This window comes from Paenibacillus algicola, from assembly GCF_005577435.1.
GTDB classification, from domain to species: domain Bacteria; phylum Bacillota; class Bacilli; order Paenibacillales; family Paenibacillaceae; genus Paenibacillus_AQ; species Paenibacillus_AQ algicola.
Map to the genome: position 1 here is coordinate 3,400,256 of NZ_CP040396.1, position 16,702 is coordinate 3,416,957.

Below are 16,702 nucleotides of genomic sequence, written 5' to 3' on the forward strand. Positions count from 1 at the left end.
TAGAAAAAAGCCGCCCGGCACATACACCGAACGGCTGAAGCCTGTCGTTAGTCATCATTTTCCCCTCAAGAATAACAGAACGGATATGTATCCGCAACCTTCTGTTTGAAGATTCTAGATTCCCGCTAACACCTGATACCAGATGCCACGCTTGGAATACAGCTTCTCCCGGACATGATCCCACCCGCCTAAGTCCTCAATGCGAAACAGTCCTGCCGGCTTCGCAAATTGCTGCTGTGTCTGATCCCAGGTCTTCGGATTAACGGGACGGAAGCCGTGCTTGACGAACGTCTCCTGCGCGGCCGGAGCGTGAAGATAGCTGACGAACGCCTCTGCCAGATCTGTTGTGCCCCGCTCCTGCGCATACTTTTGGACGACGGCAGCCGGATTCTCAATCAGGATCGTGTCCTCTGGTACAACAATGTCGTAAGGGACACCCTTGGCAACCCGGGCCAACAGCTCGTTCTCGTAGGTGACGATGACGTCCCCAACCCCGTATTCGAAGGCCGCCATAGAGGCGCGTCCGCTTTTGTCCAGGGACTCGATATTATGATGCACCTGCTTCAGGAATTGCTTGGCTGCAGCCTCCGGATCCGGATGCCCTTCAGCCTCAGCCTTCCGCAGCCCAGCTCCGTAAATCGCATTAATGTCCCACTGCGCACCCCCTGAGGTCTTCGGATTGGGGTACAGCACCCGGACATCGCCCAGGGTCAGATCCTCAAAATCCTGAATTCCCTTGGGATTGCCTTCCCGCGTGCCCAGCACGACGATTGAGCGGGTGATCATCCCCCCTGCAGGCTGCTCCTTCCAGTCCGGGCTGACATGACCTGATCTCACCAGCTTATCCATATCCCCCTCCAGCGCCAGCAGTGTGACATCTGCCTCAAATCCGCCGGCAATCGAGCGCGCCTGAGTCCCGGAAGCTTCATAGGATTCCTGAAAAACAATTCTTTCTCCCGTTTGCTGCAGCCAATGCTCCTGAAATGCCGGGAGAAGCTCGCCCATTGCATCCTTTACAACACTGTACGCGCCTATTACGAGTGTCCGCTCCCCCGGTGCTGCAGCGGCAGTCAGATCAGCCTTGTCCCCGTCTGCCGGACTGAAGCAGCCGGTCAGCAGCGTCAATCCCAGCCATATCGCCAGCATCCCCGTCCCGCTCCGCTTTGTGTGCTTTTTCAAACGGTATACCTCCTCTCTCGGCTGCTTGCTAAATCATAATCGGCATCGGATCAACCTTCAGCCGGTTCTCTTCAATCCAGCTGTTTTCCTCATTAAAGAGGTATGCGCGATGAATCAAAACTCTAATCTCCTGGCCCGGCCGCAGCGTTTCCTTCTCCAAAGAGCGGTAGGTGACAAGCTTCTGTCCTCTAACCTCTACCTCCACCAGCCATTCACTGCCCCGGAAGTGAAGATGCCGCACTATGCCCTGTTCAGTAGCTGAAAGGATCGGAAAGTCAGTATGTTCCCCCAGCTCGATATATTCCGGACGGATTAATGCGCGTGTAGGACCCAAATGATTGAATCCATCAAAGCCTTTCAGCAGCGACGCCTCCTCCACCATGGTGGATTCCCCGATAAAGGAAGCGACAAACGGTGTTCGAGGCTCCTTATAAATGTCCCACGGCGTTCCCTTCTGCTCGACTCTTCCTTGCTGGATAATCATAATTTCATCTGCCACCTCAATCGCCTCATCCTGGTCGTGCGTCACGAAAATGGAGGTGATCCCCACTCGCTCAATCAGCTCCCGCAGCCAGGATCGCAGCTCCTGCCGGATCTTCGCATCAATGGCGGCAAAAGGCTCATCCAGCAGCAGCAGCTGCGGCTCTGGTGCGAGTGCACGGGCAAAGGCTACACGCTGCCGCTGTCCTCCGGAGAGCTGGTGCGGATAGCGCTGCTCAAATCCTTTCAGGCCTGTCAGCTCCACCAGCTCCATGACCTTGCTCTGGATCGCGGATTTAGAGGCTTTTTTGACCCGCAGGCCGAATGCAATATTATCAAACACGGTCATGTGCTTGAACAGAGCATAGTTCTGAAATACAAAGCCGATGCCCCGCTCCTGCGGCGGCAAGTCGTTGACTACGCGCCCGTGAAAGGAGATCTCCCCGCGGTCCGGCGTTTCCAGGCCTGCGAGCATGCGAAGAATGGAGGTTTTTCCGCCACCGCTCGGGCCCAGCAGACCGATTAAATGACCCTTCTCAATCTGAAAGCTGACGTCCTTGACAGCATGAAATTGGCCAAAATGCTTATCAAGCTTTGAGACCTGGATATGCATATCAGTGCACTTCCTTTCTTTTTTTCACCCATTCCATCAACAGCAGCAGCCCCGCTGAGAAGGCAGCCAGCACGAGTGCAACTCCGCTCGCCGCGGCAACATTGAAATTCTCGACATCCTGATACACCAATGTTGTGGCCGTCTGTGTCTTGTTCATAATGTTGCCGGATACGACCAGCACCGCTCCAAACTCTCCCAGCGATCTTGCCACTGTCAGCACCATCCCGTACACGACCGCCCAGCGAATCATTGGCCACGTAATTTGGCGAAACGTCAGCCAGCTGTAGGCCCCCAGCGTAGCAGCGGCCTGCTCCTGGTCGGTTCCGATCTCCTGCAATACCGGCATCACTTCACGAACCATAAGTGGAAACGTCACAAACAGCGTAGCGATAATCATCCCGGGGAACGCATAGACCACCTGAAAGCCCGTACCCTCCAGAAATCCGCCGATGATGCTGTCCGGACCCAGCAGAAGCACAATCATAAGACCGCCAATCACAGGAGACACCGCGTAAGGAAGGTCTACAATGCTGTTCAGGAGACTTTTGATTTTGTCGGACAGCCAGCTGGCTCTGACGAGATACAAAGCCATCATAATGCCAAAGAGTGCATTAAGCAGTGTGACAACAACCACAATCGCCCCGGTCATCATGAGAGCATGGAGCGCTTCCGGCCGGCCTAACGCCCGGCTCAGCCCTGCCCAGCCTCCGCTGAAGGCACTGCCTGCAATTTTGTACAATGGCGCTGCAAGCAGAACCAGAAATACGGCATAGGTCAGTCCGATCCACAATTTTCTCATGACCGCCCTCCCCGGCGCTGTACCCGGTTCATCAGCCAGAGCACGCTAAAGGACAAGGTCAGCAGCACAACGGAAACCGCAGCCGCCCCTACCGGATTGTCGCTTTCCACCTCACCGTAGATGAATACAGAAGCGACGAGCGTCCGCCCGGGAATGTTCCCGGCGATCAGGACGACCGCGCCAAATTCCGCCAGAGCCCTGGAGAATGCCAGCATCCCGCCGCTCATAATGCCTGGAAGCATGGAAGGCAGAATCACTTGAAAAAAGGTACGTGACCGCGAAGCACCGAGCGTATATGCCGCCTCCTCCTGCGAGGATTCCAGCTCCTCCAGCAGCGGCTGAACCGCCCGGATGACAAAAGGAAACGTAACGAACACCATAGCGATCACAATAGCCGGCTGATGAAATACAATTGAAAATCCAGCCGCCTCAGCGGCGCTACCCAGCCAGCTCCCTGGTCCCAGCAGCAGCAGAATCATCAATCCTCCCACCGCCGTAGGAAGGGCAAATGGCAGATCCACGAGGCTGTTCAGCACAGCTCTGCCGGGGAAACGGTAGCGGGTCAGCACCCATGCCACCATCGTGCCCACCAGCACATTGATGAAGGCTGCAAGCAAGCCTAGCTTCAGGGTGAGCAGCACCGCCTTCCAAGCAATGGGATCCAGCAGGCTAGCCGCAAACTCTCCCCAGCCTGCGGAGAAGGCCTGCACATACACTCCACAGATCGGCAGCACAATTAAAATCAAGAAATAAAGCAGTATCGTACTCCGAAATCCCCATGTCCAGCCGTGCTGGCGTAATCCTGCCGTCATCTGTCAGCCCCCTCAACCCGAATCCATTCAGTAACCTGCTTACGTCCGGGAATTAAATTTTACATTTCCTATGAGTATACTTGGTTTAATATTTTACACTTTACCAAAAGAGAATCCTCACCGTCAATCCATCTTCTGTAATTTATAGGGTAAAATATATTCATCATGGAATAAGGAGCTGTTGTTATTTATGCTGTATCCTGTAAAGCTGTCTACGACACAACGAGATGAACTGAGAGACATTACCCGCGAGGTGGCTGCCCGGGTTCAACAAAGCGGAGTACAGAGCGGCACGGTCCTCGTCTATTGCCCTCATACCACCGCGGGCATTGCCATTAATGAAAATGCCGATCCCGATGTCAAAAAGGATGTACTGATGCGCCTGGACGAAGTATATCCGTGGGAGCACCCTCAATATCGCCACGTAGAGGGCAATACAGCCTCCCACCTGAAGTCGATAACCTGCGGGCCTTCCCAGCAGCTGATCATTGAAGGCGGGCGCCTGCTACTAGGGCGCTGGCAGGGTATTTACTTTTGTGAATTTGACGGCCCTCGAAGCCGGGAGTATTATGTGAAAATTATGCAGGGCTAGGGATAACGAAGACCCGATTCATTCCAGCACAAAAAGGGACATGTTTCTATCAAAATGAGAAACATGTCCCTTATACGTTATAATGTGACGTTTCAACGCTACAACGATGCAATAGGGTGAAGCGTGAGGATGCCAAAGCTATGCCTCCTGCAGTCTGCAGGGGGTGTCAATCCATTTCCTAAACCTTTGTATAAAAGCTGCGACACAAGGTTTTTACATGAGCTACGGCAGCCGGCTTGATCTCGTCAAAGCTAACCCGGTCCTGAATATAAAAGGATATAAAGCCATGCATCCCGAGAAACAGCGACAGCGGCAGATGATGCCTCTCTTCGTCGCTGCAGGCATCCTCCAGCAGATGCTTGCGCACCAGGGAAGAGAACATATCGAAGCAGCGGCTCTGCTCCGAACGACAGTACGCCAGCAGCTCTTCATCCCGAATCATGAACATAATTTCGTATTGATACGGATGATCCAGTCCAAAGCGGACAAACTCGAGCAGCAGCTGCTCGATCTTTGAATGACCATCCCCGGATGCCCGGCCTGACACCTCATTCATCAGGATGGCCAAATCGTTGAAGTCTTTCATGACAATGGCGTAGAAAAGCTCCGCCTTCTCTTTGAAGTGATAGTATAAGGACCCATGGCTGTAACCCAGGTGCTGTCCAATGCTGCGCATCGAAATCGCCCTGTACCCCTTGGTAATAAACAAATGCCTGGCCGCTTCCAAAATACGCTCCCTCGACAACTCGCGTTCTACCGCTCTTCTTGCCATATCATTTATTCCCCTTCAATAAAAAAAATCGACGCTCCCTCCGAGATCACGGACTGTCCTTGTGTCAAATCCACCATCCACGCCTGGAAGGCCTCGCTCTCACCGACTACCGGCAGACAGGTTAACGTTACCTTATCCGCAAACACCGTTTCCCCCAAACGGACATTGCGGCTGCGAAGCTCATTCTCTACCTTACCCAGCCAGGTATAATCCAGCTCGACAAAAACCTCCCGGTGCAGCACACGCGTAATGACCTCCCCGGCTTCCAGAGCCGCTACAGCTCCATCCGTATAAGCGCGGATCAGTCCGCCGGCCCCCAGCATAATCCCTCCGAAGTATCGGGTAACGACGACGGCCACGTTCTTCAGGCCTTGGTTGCGGATGACCTCGAGGATCGGCTTACCAGCCGTTCCGCTCGGCTCCCCGTCATCAGACTGCTTCTGGATTTCATCCCGCTCTCCGATGACATAAGCTGAACAATTATGCGTGGCATTCCAATGCTGCTTCTTGATGTCTTCGATGAATGCGGCAGCCTCCTCTTCCGATTCTACCGGCTTGCAATGGCCGATAAACCGGGATTTGCGGATCACAATTTCCTTGGACCCGGCTGCACGCACCGTTTTGTAGGCTTCCAGCATCTTCTGATTACCACCCCTTATGCGAGAAGAAAGCAGTCCTTAGGCCATAACAAGGCCGCAGGGACTGCTTTCATCAGCTGTTCTGTCCCCATGATGACGGGATTGCTGAAAGGGTACCTAGAGTGAGGTCCCGTCATCATGAAGGTGTTTATTCGGAAAGTCTGGCTTCCAATTCGGCTTTCTCTTTCTCGTAACCCGGCTTGCCGAGCAGAGCGAACATATTCTTCTTGTACGCTTCCACGCCCGGCTGGTCAAACGGGTTCACACCCAACAGATAACCGCTGATTCCGCAGGCCTTTTCGAAAAAGTATACCAGATATCCGAAGGAATAGGGAGTGAAATCTGGAATTGTCACAATCAAATTTGGAACCTGGCCATCGGTATGCGCCAGCATCGTGCCCTGGAACGCTTTTTTGTTGACGAAATCAAGCGTTTTGCCGCTCAGGAAGTTCAGTCCGTCCAGATCATCCGGATCGGATTCAATCGTAATATGGTCTGCTACATTCTCGACCTGAAGCACCGTTTCGAAAATGTTCCGGCTGCCTTCCTGGATAAATTGTCCCATGGAGTGCAAATCGGTCGAGAAATCGACAGAAGCCGGGTAAATGCCCTTATAATCCTTGCCTTCGCTCTCGCCGTACAGCTGCTTCCACCACTCCGACACGAAATGCAGGGAAGGCTCGTAGTTCACGAGAATTTCGATGCCTTTGCCTTTACGGTACAGGGCGTTGCGGACCGCCGCGTATTGATACGCTTCGTTCTCCGCCACGTTCGGGCTGCTGTACTCCTTGGAGGCGTCAGCTGCACCCTGCATCATCTCTTCAATGTTAATGCCGGCTGCAGCAATTGGAAGAAGTCCGACCGCGGTCAGAACGGAATAGCGTCCGCCTACGTCATCCGGGATAATGAAGGATTCGTAGCCTTCTTCAGTGGCCAGCTTCTTGAGTGCCCCCTTCTCCTGGTCCGTTGTCGCGTAGATCCGCTTGCGCGCTTCTTCCTTGCCGTATTTCTTCTCCAGCTCTGCGCGGAAGATACGGAAAGCGATTGCCGGCTCTGTCGTCGTGCCGGATTTGGAAATCACATTAACGGAGAAATCCTTGCCTTCAATCAGCTGCAGCAGGTGCGTTACATACGTGGAGCTGATGTTGTTGCCGGCAAAATAAATTTCCGGTGTCTTGCGCTGATCCTTCGACAGCTCATTATAGAAGCTGTGGGACAGCATCTCAATCGCTGCACGCGCGCCCAGGTATGAGCCCCCGATGCCGATAACGATCAGGACATCGGAGTCCTGCTTGATCTTGTCCGCTGCCTGCTGGATACGGCTGAACTCTTCCTTGTCATATTGGGTCGGGAGGTCAATCCAGCCCAAGTAATCGGAGCCTGCGCCAGTGCCATTATGTAATTGCTCGTGGGCCGTACGGATCGGCTCGGCAAAATAATCAATTTCGTGCTGGTTTACAAAAGTCAGGGCCTTGCTGTAGTCAAACTTGATTTTTTTCGACATGGTATAAACAGCCTCCTGTTTTCATAGTCATCATTGGCATTTCTGCTACATTACCATACTTCAATTAACGCCCCGGTTCAAGCTGGAGCAGGTGGTGCGGGTGGTGCGGGTGGTGCGGGTGATGCGGGTGATGCGGGTGGTGCGGGTGATGCTGGTGGTGCGGGTGATGCGGGTGATGCTGGTGGTACGGGGCGATGAGGGCAGGCCTCATCTGACTGTTAGCTAGACTTATGCAGACGGGTAAGAGCAGCAGTAATCGGTTACTTTGCGGATCTCCAGCTTGAAGGAGGCCTTCGCAGGTACGTGAAAAGTGGCTTGCCCTTGAATTTCCATCCAGCTCTCTTCACCTGGAAGCAGCACCTTCAAATCACCTGACAGGATCTCCATAATTTCCGGTCCATCTGTCCCGAATTCATAGCTTCCCGGTAGCATGATACCCAAGGTAACCTTCTCCCCATTTTCCAAGATCACCGTGCGGCTGGTCACTTGACCGTCATAGTAAATATTAGCTTCCTTCTGAACTGAAACCTGATTAAATTGAGACATGTGCGGTTTCCCCTCTCGCTATATAGATAGGTCGGCACCCGCAGTGATAGAGCAAGAGCAGGTGCCGACCTTGATGATCATGATGTCAATCTGAACAGTGAAGCTTACAGCAGGGCTTTGATGCGGCTAACGACATTCTCGACTGTGAAGCCATATTCAGCAATGACGCGGTCTCCCGGAGCGGATGCGCCAAAAGTGCTGATGCCAAGAATATCGCCCTGATCGCCAACATAACGCTCCCATCCGAATGGATGAGCCATTTCGATGGCCAGACGGGCTTTTACCTCTGGAAGCAGGACAGAATCCTTATATGCCTGATCCTGAGCATCGAACAAATCCCAGCTTGGCATGCTGATGACACGGACCTGAATACCATCCTGTGCCAATGCTTCCTGAGCCTTGACCGCCAGCTGTACTTCGGAGCCGGTAGCGATGATTTGAGCCTGTGCTTTCCCTTCCTTGGCATCGGAAATCACATAAGCACCACGCTTGATCCCTTCACGCGCCTGATCTACGGCGCCTTCAAGCACCGGAAGATTCTGGCGAGTGAGCACCAAAGCAACCGGACGATCCTGATTCTCCATAGAATATGCCCAGGCTGCGGAGGTTTCGTTAGCGTCCGCCGGACGGATTACCGTAAGGCCCGGAATAATACGCAGGGAAGCCAGCTGCTCAATCGGCTCATGCGTAGGTCCATCTTCACCAACAGCGATACTGTCATGCGTCAGCACATAGGTCACTGGAAGCTTCATAATAGCAGCCAGGCGAATTGCCGGACGCAGGTAGTCCGTAAATACAAAGAACGTACCTCCAAATACCTTGAGACCGCCGTGCAGGGCAATTCCGTTGTTGGCTGCTGCCATTGCGAACTCACGTACACCGTAGTAAACATTACGGCCTTCATAGCTGTTCGCTGTAAAGTTGCTCAGATCGTTCAGATGCGTCATCGTGGAGCTCTCCAGGTCAGCCGAGCCGCCCAGCAGCTGCGGAATTCCGCCTGTCAAGCCGTTCAAGGCTTTACCGGAAGCAATACGGGTGGAAACAGCTTTGTCCTCCGCAGTGTACTTCGGAAGGTCCTGATCCCAGCCCTCGTTCAGCTTTCCGGATACTGCAGCTTCAAATTGAGCCGCAAGCTCAGGATAAGCTGCCTTGTACTGCTCAAACTTGTCTTCCCATGCCTTGAAAGCTGCAATACCGCGTTCCTTCACTTCGGCAAAATGAGCTGCAACCTCTTCAGGAACATAGAAGTCCTCTTCGGAAACCCAGTTATAGAATTCCTTCGTCAGCTTGGTCTCTTCTGCACCCAGTGGAGAGCCGTGTGTACCGCCATGACCGCCTTTGCCCTGCTTGTTCGGGCTGCCATAGCCAATCACCGTCTTTACCTCGATCAGTGTCGGACGCTGCGAGTCGGCCTGAGCTTCCTTGATCGCCTGCTCGATTGCAGCCAGATCATTACCATCCTCTACGCGCAGCACCTGCCAGCCGTAAGCTTCGAAGCGCTGTGCTGCATTTTCTGAAAAGGACAGGTTCAGCTCGCCATCCAAGGAAATGTCATTGGAATCATACAGCATGATCAGCTTGCCCAGCTTCAAATGTCCCGCCAGAGAAGCCGCTTCAGCGGAAACGCCCTCCATCAGGTCGCCATCGCCGCAAATCGCGTACGTATAGTGATCCATGACGTTGAAATCCTCTTTATTGTAAACAGCACTCATGTGCGCTTCTGCCATCGCCATACCGACAGCCATGCCTACCCCTTGTCCCAACGGACCGGTTGTCGCGTCAACACCCGCAGTGTGGCCGAATTCCGGATGTCCCGGAGTTTTGCTGCCCCATTGACGGAACTGCTTCAAATCCTCGATCGACAGATCATAGCCGCTCAGGTGCAGCAAGCTGTACAGCAGCATCGAGCCGTGTCCGGCAGACAGCACAAAACGGTCGCGGTTGATCCATGAAGGCTGGTCCGGGTTGTGATTCATCGTCTTCGCAAACAGCTGATAGCCCATGGGTGCAGACCCCATTGGCATGCCGGGATGTCCGGATTTTGCTTTCTCGATCGCGTCAATCGAGAGTGTCCGGATTGTAGCGATGGACAGATTGTCAATCGTCTGATTACTTGTCATAAAAAAAATCCTCCTCAGGTTCAGTGCTTGATTAAGCGTTCTTGGTCTTCAACCTGGAGCTTATCCAGGTCAGAGGGCAATTAGGTAAGTTGAAATTATCAATTTGACTCTTATTGTATCATCTGATGCGTTTCTTTGCTATACGGGAATTCATGTTCATGTGTTTTCATTTTAGCTCTGCTCGTTTTCATTTTATATGGACCGGGCATTTTATTTGGACCCGGCATCCTGAGCTGATCCTCGGCTATTGTGGCGATTTCATTCCAGGTCTCTCTGAGTAACATCCACGCATTGCTTCTGCAGCCAAAGCCCTTCAGCATTATGCCCTCTCTACGAGGGCTATAACCTCATCAACGGCTATTGAAGCAGCAAGCTGGAAGGTGAGAAAAAGTAGATGAGGAGCGGGGAGCTCCAAGCTAGATACACATGGCAAAGGTTCTCTATGGGATATAAAAAACGACGGTGCCAAGGAATACTCCCTGCACCGCCGATGCTGTATTTGGATCTATTGTTGAGTTGTAGAGTCTGGGACCGCCGCCGTTGCGCGGGAGCCGCAACGGCGGCGCGTCGTGGTCGGTTTTTGGTGTTCGTTTGCGCCAGAGCCGCAACGGCGGCGCAACGGGTTCGGTTTTTGGTGTTCGTTTGTGCCAGAGCCACACCAGCGGCGCAACGAGTTCGGGTTTTGGTGTTCGTTTGCGCGGGAGCCGCACCAGCAGCGCAACGAGTTCGGTTTTTGGTGTTCGTTTGCGCCAGCACCGCCTCAGCGGCGCAACGAGTTCGGTTTTTGGTGTTCGTTTGCGCTAGCACCGCCTCAGCGGCGCAACGAGTTCGGGTTTTGGTGTTCGTTTGCGCCAGAGCCGCATCGGTGGCGCAACGAGTTCGGTTTTTGGTGTTCGTTTGCGCGGGAGCCGCAACGGCGGCGCAACGAGTTCGGTTTTTGGTGTTCGTTTGCGCAGGAGCCTCAACTGCGGCGCAACGAGTTCGGTTTTTGGTGTTCGTTTGCGCCAGAACCACCTCGGCGGCGCAACGAGTTCGGGTTTTGGTGTTCGTTTGCGCGGGAGCCGCACCAGCAGCGCAACGAGTTCGGGTTTTGGTGTTCGTTTGCGCCAGAGCCGCACCAGCAGCGCAACGAGTTCGGGTTTTGGTGTTCGTTTGCGCTAGAACCGCAACGGCGGCGCAACGAGTTCGGGTTTTGGTGTTCGTTTGTGCGGGAACCACCTCGGCGGCGCAACGGGTTCGGTTTTTGGTGTTCGTTTGCGCCAGAGCCACATCGGTGGCGCAACGTGTTCGGTTTTTGGTGTTCGTTTGCGCCAGAGCCGCACCAGCGGCGCAACGAGTTCGGGTTTTGGTGTTCGTTTGCGCGGGAGCCGCACCAGCGGCGCAACGAGTTCGGGTTTTGGTGTTCGTTTGTGCCAGAGCCGCAACGGCGGCGCAACGAGTTCGGTTTTTGGTGTTCGTTTGCGCTAGCACCGCACCAGCAGCGCAACGAGTTCGGTTTTTGGTGTTCGTTTGCGCGGGAGCCGCAACGGCGGCGCAACGAGTTCGGTTTTTGGTGTTCGTTTGCGCCAGCACCACCTCGGCGGCGCAACGAGTTCGGTTTTCGCGTTCACGCGGCGTGACGGCAGCTTTGGGCGCTGACGCTCCTGCAGCACTATTTGCGGCGCGTGCGGCTTTTGGCCTGCAGCAGCCGATCCATGGAAGTGCCGCCCTGCTCCGCTGGCGGCACCCCGCCCTGCCCGGCCGGCTTCGCCCCGCCCTGCCCGGCCGGCTTCGCCCCGGCCGGCGCCGGCTCGCGCAGCGGGGCGTCCCGCCGCTGCGCCGGCACCCCCGGCGCGGCTGCACTGCCGCCGCGCCCCTCCGAGCCCGCATCGCTGCGCGCGGGCTCGGCGGCGGGACCGGGCGGCTTCATGCCGCCGCTCCGGCTCCCGCCGTAAAAGCTGGCTGCGCGTGCCTTACGCGCAGCCAACCGCCCGAGGCCGGCGTCCCGCCCGGCCTCAGCGGCAGCGGCAGGCTGGCGGCGCAGCGGCCGCGCCAGCCAGGCGCCGATGGCGGCCCATGGCAGAGCCAGGCGCCGCACGGCGATATCGGCGACCCACAGAAGCAGGGCCGCCGCCAGCAGCGGGTAGCTCCAATCATGGAGCACCTGCCGCGAAACCGCTTCGCGGTCAAACACCGCGGCCGGCTCCTCCCACTTAAGCACCCGGCCTCCCGTCAGCTCGGCCAGCTGCTGGAGTGCTTCTGCCCCGACGCCCGTGGAGATCTTGTACTCCGGCGAATACGGGACGACGAATCCCGTGCCTGCCGCTGCCTGAACAGGCGTCTCCCCGCTGTCATCCGACAGCGACAGCAGAAACGCACCGGGCTTGGAGATGTCCAGCTGACCTGTATAGCGACCAGGGGCCTCTTGAACCAGCTCGACCTGCTGCTCCTGCCCCTCTTCTCCGGTAATCATCGCAGACAGCTTCTCCGGAGCGCTGCTGCCATCTGTCGTAATCTGCAAATTCACCCGGCTGCCTGCAGCCTCCGTGCTCACTTCATAAGGGGACGCCTCAAATTGCGGAAACGTCCATTTCACAAGCTCGGTCAGCGTGTCTGCAAATTTCGGCCACGAGACCCACGCCTTCGACCACTTTCCGCTCAGATCACTGCTCCAGGCCACCGTTCGTCCCGACCCATATTGCCAGCGGGCCAGAATCGGGTCCGGCTCCGGGCTCGACAGCACCACCTGGGCCGTCGATTTCGGCGTCGTTGCGACATAACCAAGCAGTCCGGGAACGCCCTCCGCGAATAACGGTCCCCAGTCGCCCGCATTTTGTACAGCTGGAATAAACGGCTTATCCACGATATAGGACTTGGCCAGCAAAACAGCCTCCCGGCTGAATATGGCTGGAAGCGTTGTTTCATCTTCTACGAAGTAGTAACGGCCCTTCGCAGCCTCTGCCAAGGATTGCAGCAGCACCTGATCGGAATCCATGCCGACGGCTACGGAGGACATCGTAATCTTTTCCGCCACCATCTGATCCGTCAGCTCGCTGTAGTTGCTCCCCAGCGCCGACTGTCCATCTGTCATCAGAATCAGGTGCCTGCGCTGCGTGGTAATGTCCAGCATTTGCTCAAGCGCATCGGCGACAGCGGGATAAATGTTCGTTCCCCCGCTGCTTTGGATTCCCTGGATTGCCTCCAGTACCTCCTTCTTATCTCCCAGCTCCCGGGGCTCCACAACCCACCAGGGCCTGTCGTCAAAAGCAACCACCCCCACGGTATCCTTCGCCCGCAGCAGCTCGACCGTCCGCATCGCCGATTCCTTCACCAGCTCCATCTTGGCGCCGGACATGCTGCCAGAGCGGTCAATGACCAGAATCAGGCCGAGGGACGGGATTTCCCGCTTGCCCTCCAGCTCCATGGACACAGGCAGCGCTTTTTCGATCGGGGTCTTGAAATAACCGCCCATGCCGAAGCTGTCTTCGCCGCCGACCATCATAAACCCGGTGCCAAAGCTTCGCACGGACTGCTCAATCATCTCCATCTGCCGCCCCCCGACCCGGCTGCCAGACACATTATTAAAAATAATACTGTCATAAGCCGCATACTTCGCCGCTTCCAGCGGAAGCAGCTCCGGTGGAATGACTTCGACAGCAATCATACCTGAGTCCAGTGCAGCCTTGATGTTGCCTGAGCTGCCTTCCTCTCCTTCTACAATAAGCACCCGCGGCGGTCCGTCTACCCGGGTAAAATCAGCTGCTGCATTATTGGCAGAGGATGTGTCTCCATCCATAAAAATCTCCGCCCGATACCGGTGCAGCCCTGGAGACTTGGCCAAGCCTTGTACAGCATACCGGTTCTCACCCTTGCTGACCTCAATTCTCTGCCGCCCAATCTCCCGGCTGTCCTCATAAATGCGCAGCTCACCGGAAGCATTGTACGTGCTGTTCAGCAGCACCTCCATGGAAAAAGCCTCTCCCTGATACAGCTTGTCCGGCAGCTTCAGCTCCTCAACGGATACATCTTGAATGTCCTGTCCGGGTACCGGCAGTACATCCACGGCAATTCCCCGGTCCTTCAGCAGCCGGCCCATAGAGGCCATGCTGCCTACATTCTCCTCCCCGTCCGAGAGCAGCACAATTCGCGCATCTCCCTTTCCCTCAAATAAATAGGAGGCGAGCTGCAGACCAGACTCCAGGCCCGTGAACGATTCCGCCACGGAAGCATTCAGGGAAGTGCCGCTCCCCTGTGCAGACAGCTTCTGCTCGACAGCTCCTTCAAGGCCCGTCGAGACCACCGCAATACGGTCCTTTTCTCCTTTCGTCTTCATGGACTCGCCGATCCACTGCTGAAGCCTAGCGGCATCCCCCATGCTGTCAGAACGGTCAGCCACATAAACAACCTGCTTGTCTTGCAGCACCGTAAATCCGTGTAAACCGGATATAGCCAAAATAAGCAGCAGAATAATGACGGTTCTCAGCCCGAAAGCGAGCTTTTTTCGGAAGCCGCTGAGCCGGTAATCTGAACGATAAGCACGGTACAGCAGCACGGCTGCCGGAATGAGCAGCAAGAGCCACCCGGGCTCGTTAAATTGAACGCCCACGCTGATACACCCCCCATTCCAGTGCAATCACGAGTAATGCCAGCAGCGCCAGCCATGGCAGAAGCGATAACCCGGGCAGCGCAGTCGACCGGCGACCTTCTTGATCCTCCCCAGTCTCTGCTGCCGCTGCACCGCTGCCTGCAAGCTGGCTAACGGCGGGGCCGCTCCCTTCTGCCAGATTGCCTTCAAAAGGATCCGGAGCTACAGCCAGCCAGCTGCTTACCGTCTCTCCGGCCGGATTCACCTGCTCAAACCTGTACAGTCCCGGCACATCCGGAACCGTCTGAGCTGCAGATATTCCTTTATCACTCTTTAGCGCCTCTGGCGGAATATATCCACTTTCCTTTACATATCCCTCTGCCGGAAGCCACTGTGCGTTTACGGTATCCAGGGCAACCGGAATATTTACAACCGTCCCTGCGATATATCGTCCGAGGCCGGAAGCGTTATCCGAGGTGATCCACTGCAGGACGTTGCTGACCAGCACCGGGAACTCCGGTGACAGCGGAAGATCACTATCCTGAAGACGAAAATCAAAGGACAGGCGAGGATGCCCGGCTTCTGTTCCGGCATAAATGACCGGTGTACCGCCAACTTTGACAATAGGCTCTCCCCACGACGGCCGTTCCCCGGATACGGAGCCAATGTATACTCCCGACAGACTAAGATAAGCCGTGACCGGATGACGCTCAATGACGGGCTGACCCTGCGGTCTCGATGTCCCCTTTGCCCCGGTACCCAAGGTCCAGAGCGGAGTCCGGGAGATCAGCTTCTCCCACTCTCCTTGCTGCACCGTCTCTGGCATCGGGCCATCCAGCACAATAAGATCAAATTCCCCTTCCGGCACCGGCAGAGATTTGGAGGCCTGATCCTGTGCCGGATTTCCTTCGCTCTCGGCATCAACATTCACGCGAGTCACCTGAGAGCCGCCCAGTTGCAGGGCTTTCTCCAGAAAGAAGTTCCCTGGCGTCAGCAGCAGCACTCTTGTTTCTGTCCGGTCGTATCCAAAAGCGTAGGCCTCATTATCCGCTTTGTAATGATCTGCACCTGTCAGTGCAAGCCGGTAAACCTCGGCATAGGGAAGACCATCAAATGACAGTGTCTGCCTCTCCCCTTCCGAAGCCGGTACCTCCTGGCTTGCAAGCAGCTTGCCGTCACCATAAAGGCTGACCTCTACCCCCTCCGGCGAACTGGCATTGCTGGTGATCACAGCCACAGCCCTGGAGGAAGCTCCCGGACCGGACGCACCGGAAATACCGAACTGCTCCACAGCGGCATTGACCGGATTTCCGCCGCTGATCTTCTCAATACCGACCGGAACCTCGAAGGCAATCTGAGCTTTATCGTCCTTCCACTGGCCATCTGTAAAAATAACAACCTCCGAGTCTCCATCCTCCCGGGTAAGTGCTGAGGCCAAAGAGAGACTTTCCCGGTAGGAGGCCTGACCGTAGTAAGGCTGTAATTGTTCAATCGCCTTCACGACGTCTTCCCGGCTGCTTTCACGCGAGAGCAGTGCTGCCGGCCTTGCGCCCACGGCAACAAGCGAAATATCCCGTCCGCGTCCTTCCCGCCCTGTATATTCCACCAGCCGCTCCTTTAACAGCTCCAGCCGGGTCGCACCGCCTGAGGAGGGATCTATCTTCTTTGCAGCATCGCCGGGGGCCTCTGCGCTCATGCTGCCCGAAGTATCCGCGACAATAACAAGGTGCTGACTGCCGCCGCCGGACACCTGCAGGAAAGGCTGCATCAGCGCAAAGACCAGAAGCGCCGCCGCCAGCAGCTGCAGCCAGAGCAGCAGCCGGTTCTGAAGCTTCTGCCAGGGACGATTCGCCTCCAGGTTACGGAGCACCCGATTCCACAGCATATGGCTGGGAACCGGCGTGTCGATATATTTTCGCTTGAACAGGTACATCAGCACAATCGCCGGAAGACTTAATCCGAACCAAAGGCTGAGCCATGATTGTATCCCCACTTGCCTTCCCTCCTCCCATGTAGCAAATAAAAGCAAATAACAAGTAATTCTTCAAATTCGTACATTACAATGCTGCCCTGCGGCATGCAT

At 55.6% G+C, this 16,702-nt stretch carries 13 protein-coding genes; 2 read left to right on the forward strand and 11 right to left on the reverse strand.

Annotated features, from left to right (window positions below):
- Positions 1-114 precede the first annotated feature (114 nt).
- The 4 genes from E6C60_RS15975 to cysT form a co-directional block, all read right to left on the reverse strand.
- Complete coding sequence (locus tag E6C60_RS15975; RefSeq protein WP_138227846.1) at positions 115-1,146, reverse strand: sulfate ABC transporter substrate-binding protein; 1,032 nt, start codon at positions 1,144-1,146, stop codon at positions 115-117.
- 61 nt (positions 1,147-1,207) lie between these two features.
- On the reverse strand, positions 1,208-2,272 hold the full coding sequence (locus E6C60_RS15980) for a sulfate/molybdate ABC transporter ATP-binding protein (protein WP_138226752.1): 1,065 nt from the start codon (positions 2,270-2,272) through the stop codon (positions 1,208-1,210).
- Position 2,273: 1 nt separating this feature from the next.
- Positions 2,274-3,071, reverse strand: coding sequence for a sulfate ABC transporter permease subunit (locus E6C60_RS15985; RefSeq protein ID WP_138226753.1), 798 nt, complete (start codon positions 3,069-3,071; stop codon positions 2,274-2,276).
- Positions 3,068-3,883 carry a sulfate ABC transporter permease subunit CysT gene (gene cysT, locus E6C60_RS15990; protein ID WP_138226754.1) on the reverse strand — a complete coding sequence of 272 codons (816 nt, stop codon included), beginning with the start codon at positions 3,881-3,883 and terminating at the stop codon, positions 3,068-3,070. The genes E6C60_RS15985 and cysT overlap by 4 nt, the downstream gene beginning before the upstream one ends.
- Positions 3,884-4,073: 190 nt before the next feature.
- Between cysT and E6C60_RS15995 the strand changes: the two genes are divergently transcribed.
- The gene (locus E6C60_RS15995; protein WP_138226755.1) at positions 4,074-4,475 is read left to right on the forward strand and encodes a secondary thiamine-phosphate synthase enzyme YjbQ; all 402 of its coding nucleotides are present in this window, start codon (positions 4,074-4,076) and stop codon (positions 4,473-4,475) included.
- A gap of 178 nt (positions 4,476-4,653) precedes the next feature.
- On the opposite strand, the gene E6C60_RS16000 is transcribed toward E6C60_RS15995, so the two are convergent.
- From E6C60_RS16000 to E6C60_RS16010, 3 genes are all read right to left on the reverse strand, one after another.
- Complete coding sequence (locus tag E6C60_RS16000; protein ID WP_138226756.1) at positions 4,654-5,247, reverse strand: TetR/AcrR family transcriptional regulator; 594 nt, start codon at positions 5,245-5,247, stop codon at positions 4,654-4,656.
- Positions 5,248-5,252: 5 nt separating this feature from the next.
- On the reverse strand, positions 5,253-5,885 hold the full coding sequence (locus tag E6C60_RS16005) for a YigZ family protein (protein WP_138226757.1): 633 nt from the start codon (positions 5,883-5,885) through the stop codon (positions 5,253-5,255).
- Positions 5,886-6,033: 148 nt separating this feature from the next.
- Positions 6,034-7,389, reverse strand: a complete 1,356-nt coding sequence (locus E6C60_RS16010) for a glucose-6-phosphate isomerase (RefSeq protein ID WP_138226758.1) — start codon at positions 7,387-7,389, stop codon at positions 6,034-6,036.
- A 100-nt stretch (positions 7,390-7,489) separates the two neighbouring features.
- On the opposite strand from E6C60_RS16010, the gene E6C60_RS21480 reads away from it, so the two are divergent.
- Positions 7,490-7,615: a hypothetical protein gene (locus E6C60_RS21480; protein WP_267900159.1), complete on the forward strand. Its 126-nt coding sequence runs from the start codon at positions 7,490-7,492 to the stop codon at positions 7,613-7,615.
- A gap of 2 nt (positions 7,616-7,617) precedes the next feature.
- Here the strand turns inward: E6C60_RS21480 and ppnP are convergent, their stop codons facing one another.
- The 4 genes from ppnP to E6C60_RS16030 form a co-directional block, all read right to left on the reverse strand.
- On the reverse strand, positions 7,618-7,935 hold the full coding sequence (gene ppnP / locus E6C60_RS16015; RefSeq protein WP_138226759.1) for a pyrimidine/purine nucleoside phosphorylase: 318 nt from the start codon (positions 7,933-7,935) through the stop codon (positions 7,618-7,620).
- 104 nt (positions 7,936-8,039) lie between these two features.
- Positions 8,040-10,055, reverse strand: coding sequence for a transketolase (tkt, locus tag E6C60_RS16020; protein ID WP_138226760.1), 2,016 nt, complete (start codon positions 10,053-10,055; stop codon positions 8,040-8,042).
- Positions 10,056-11,706: 1,651 nt separating this feature from the next.
- Positions 11,707-14,640 carry a VWA domain-containing protein gene (locus E6C60_RS16025; RefSeq protein WP_138226761.1) on the reverse strand — a complete coding sequence of 978 codons (2,934 nt, stop codon included), beginning with the start codon at positions 14,638-14,640 and terminating at the stop codon, positions 11,707-11,709.
- The gene (locus tag E6C60_RS16030) at positions 14,624-16,612 is read right to left on the reverse strand and encodes a BatA domain-containing protein (protein WP_138226762.1); all 1,989 of its coding nucleotides are present in this window, start codon (positions 16,610-16,612) and stop codon (positions 14,624-14,626) included. Before E6C60_RS16030 ends, E6C60_RS16025 begins: the two co-directional genes overlap by 17 nt.
- Between the last annotated feature and the right edge of the window lie 90 nt (positions 16,613-16,702).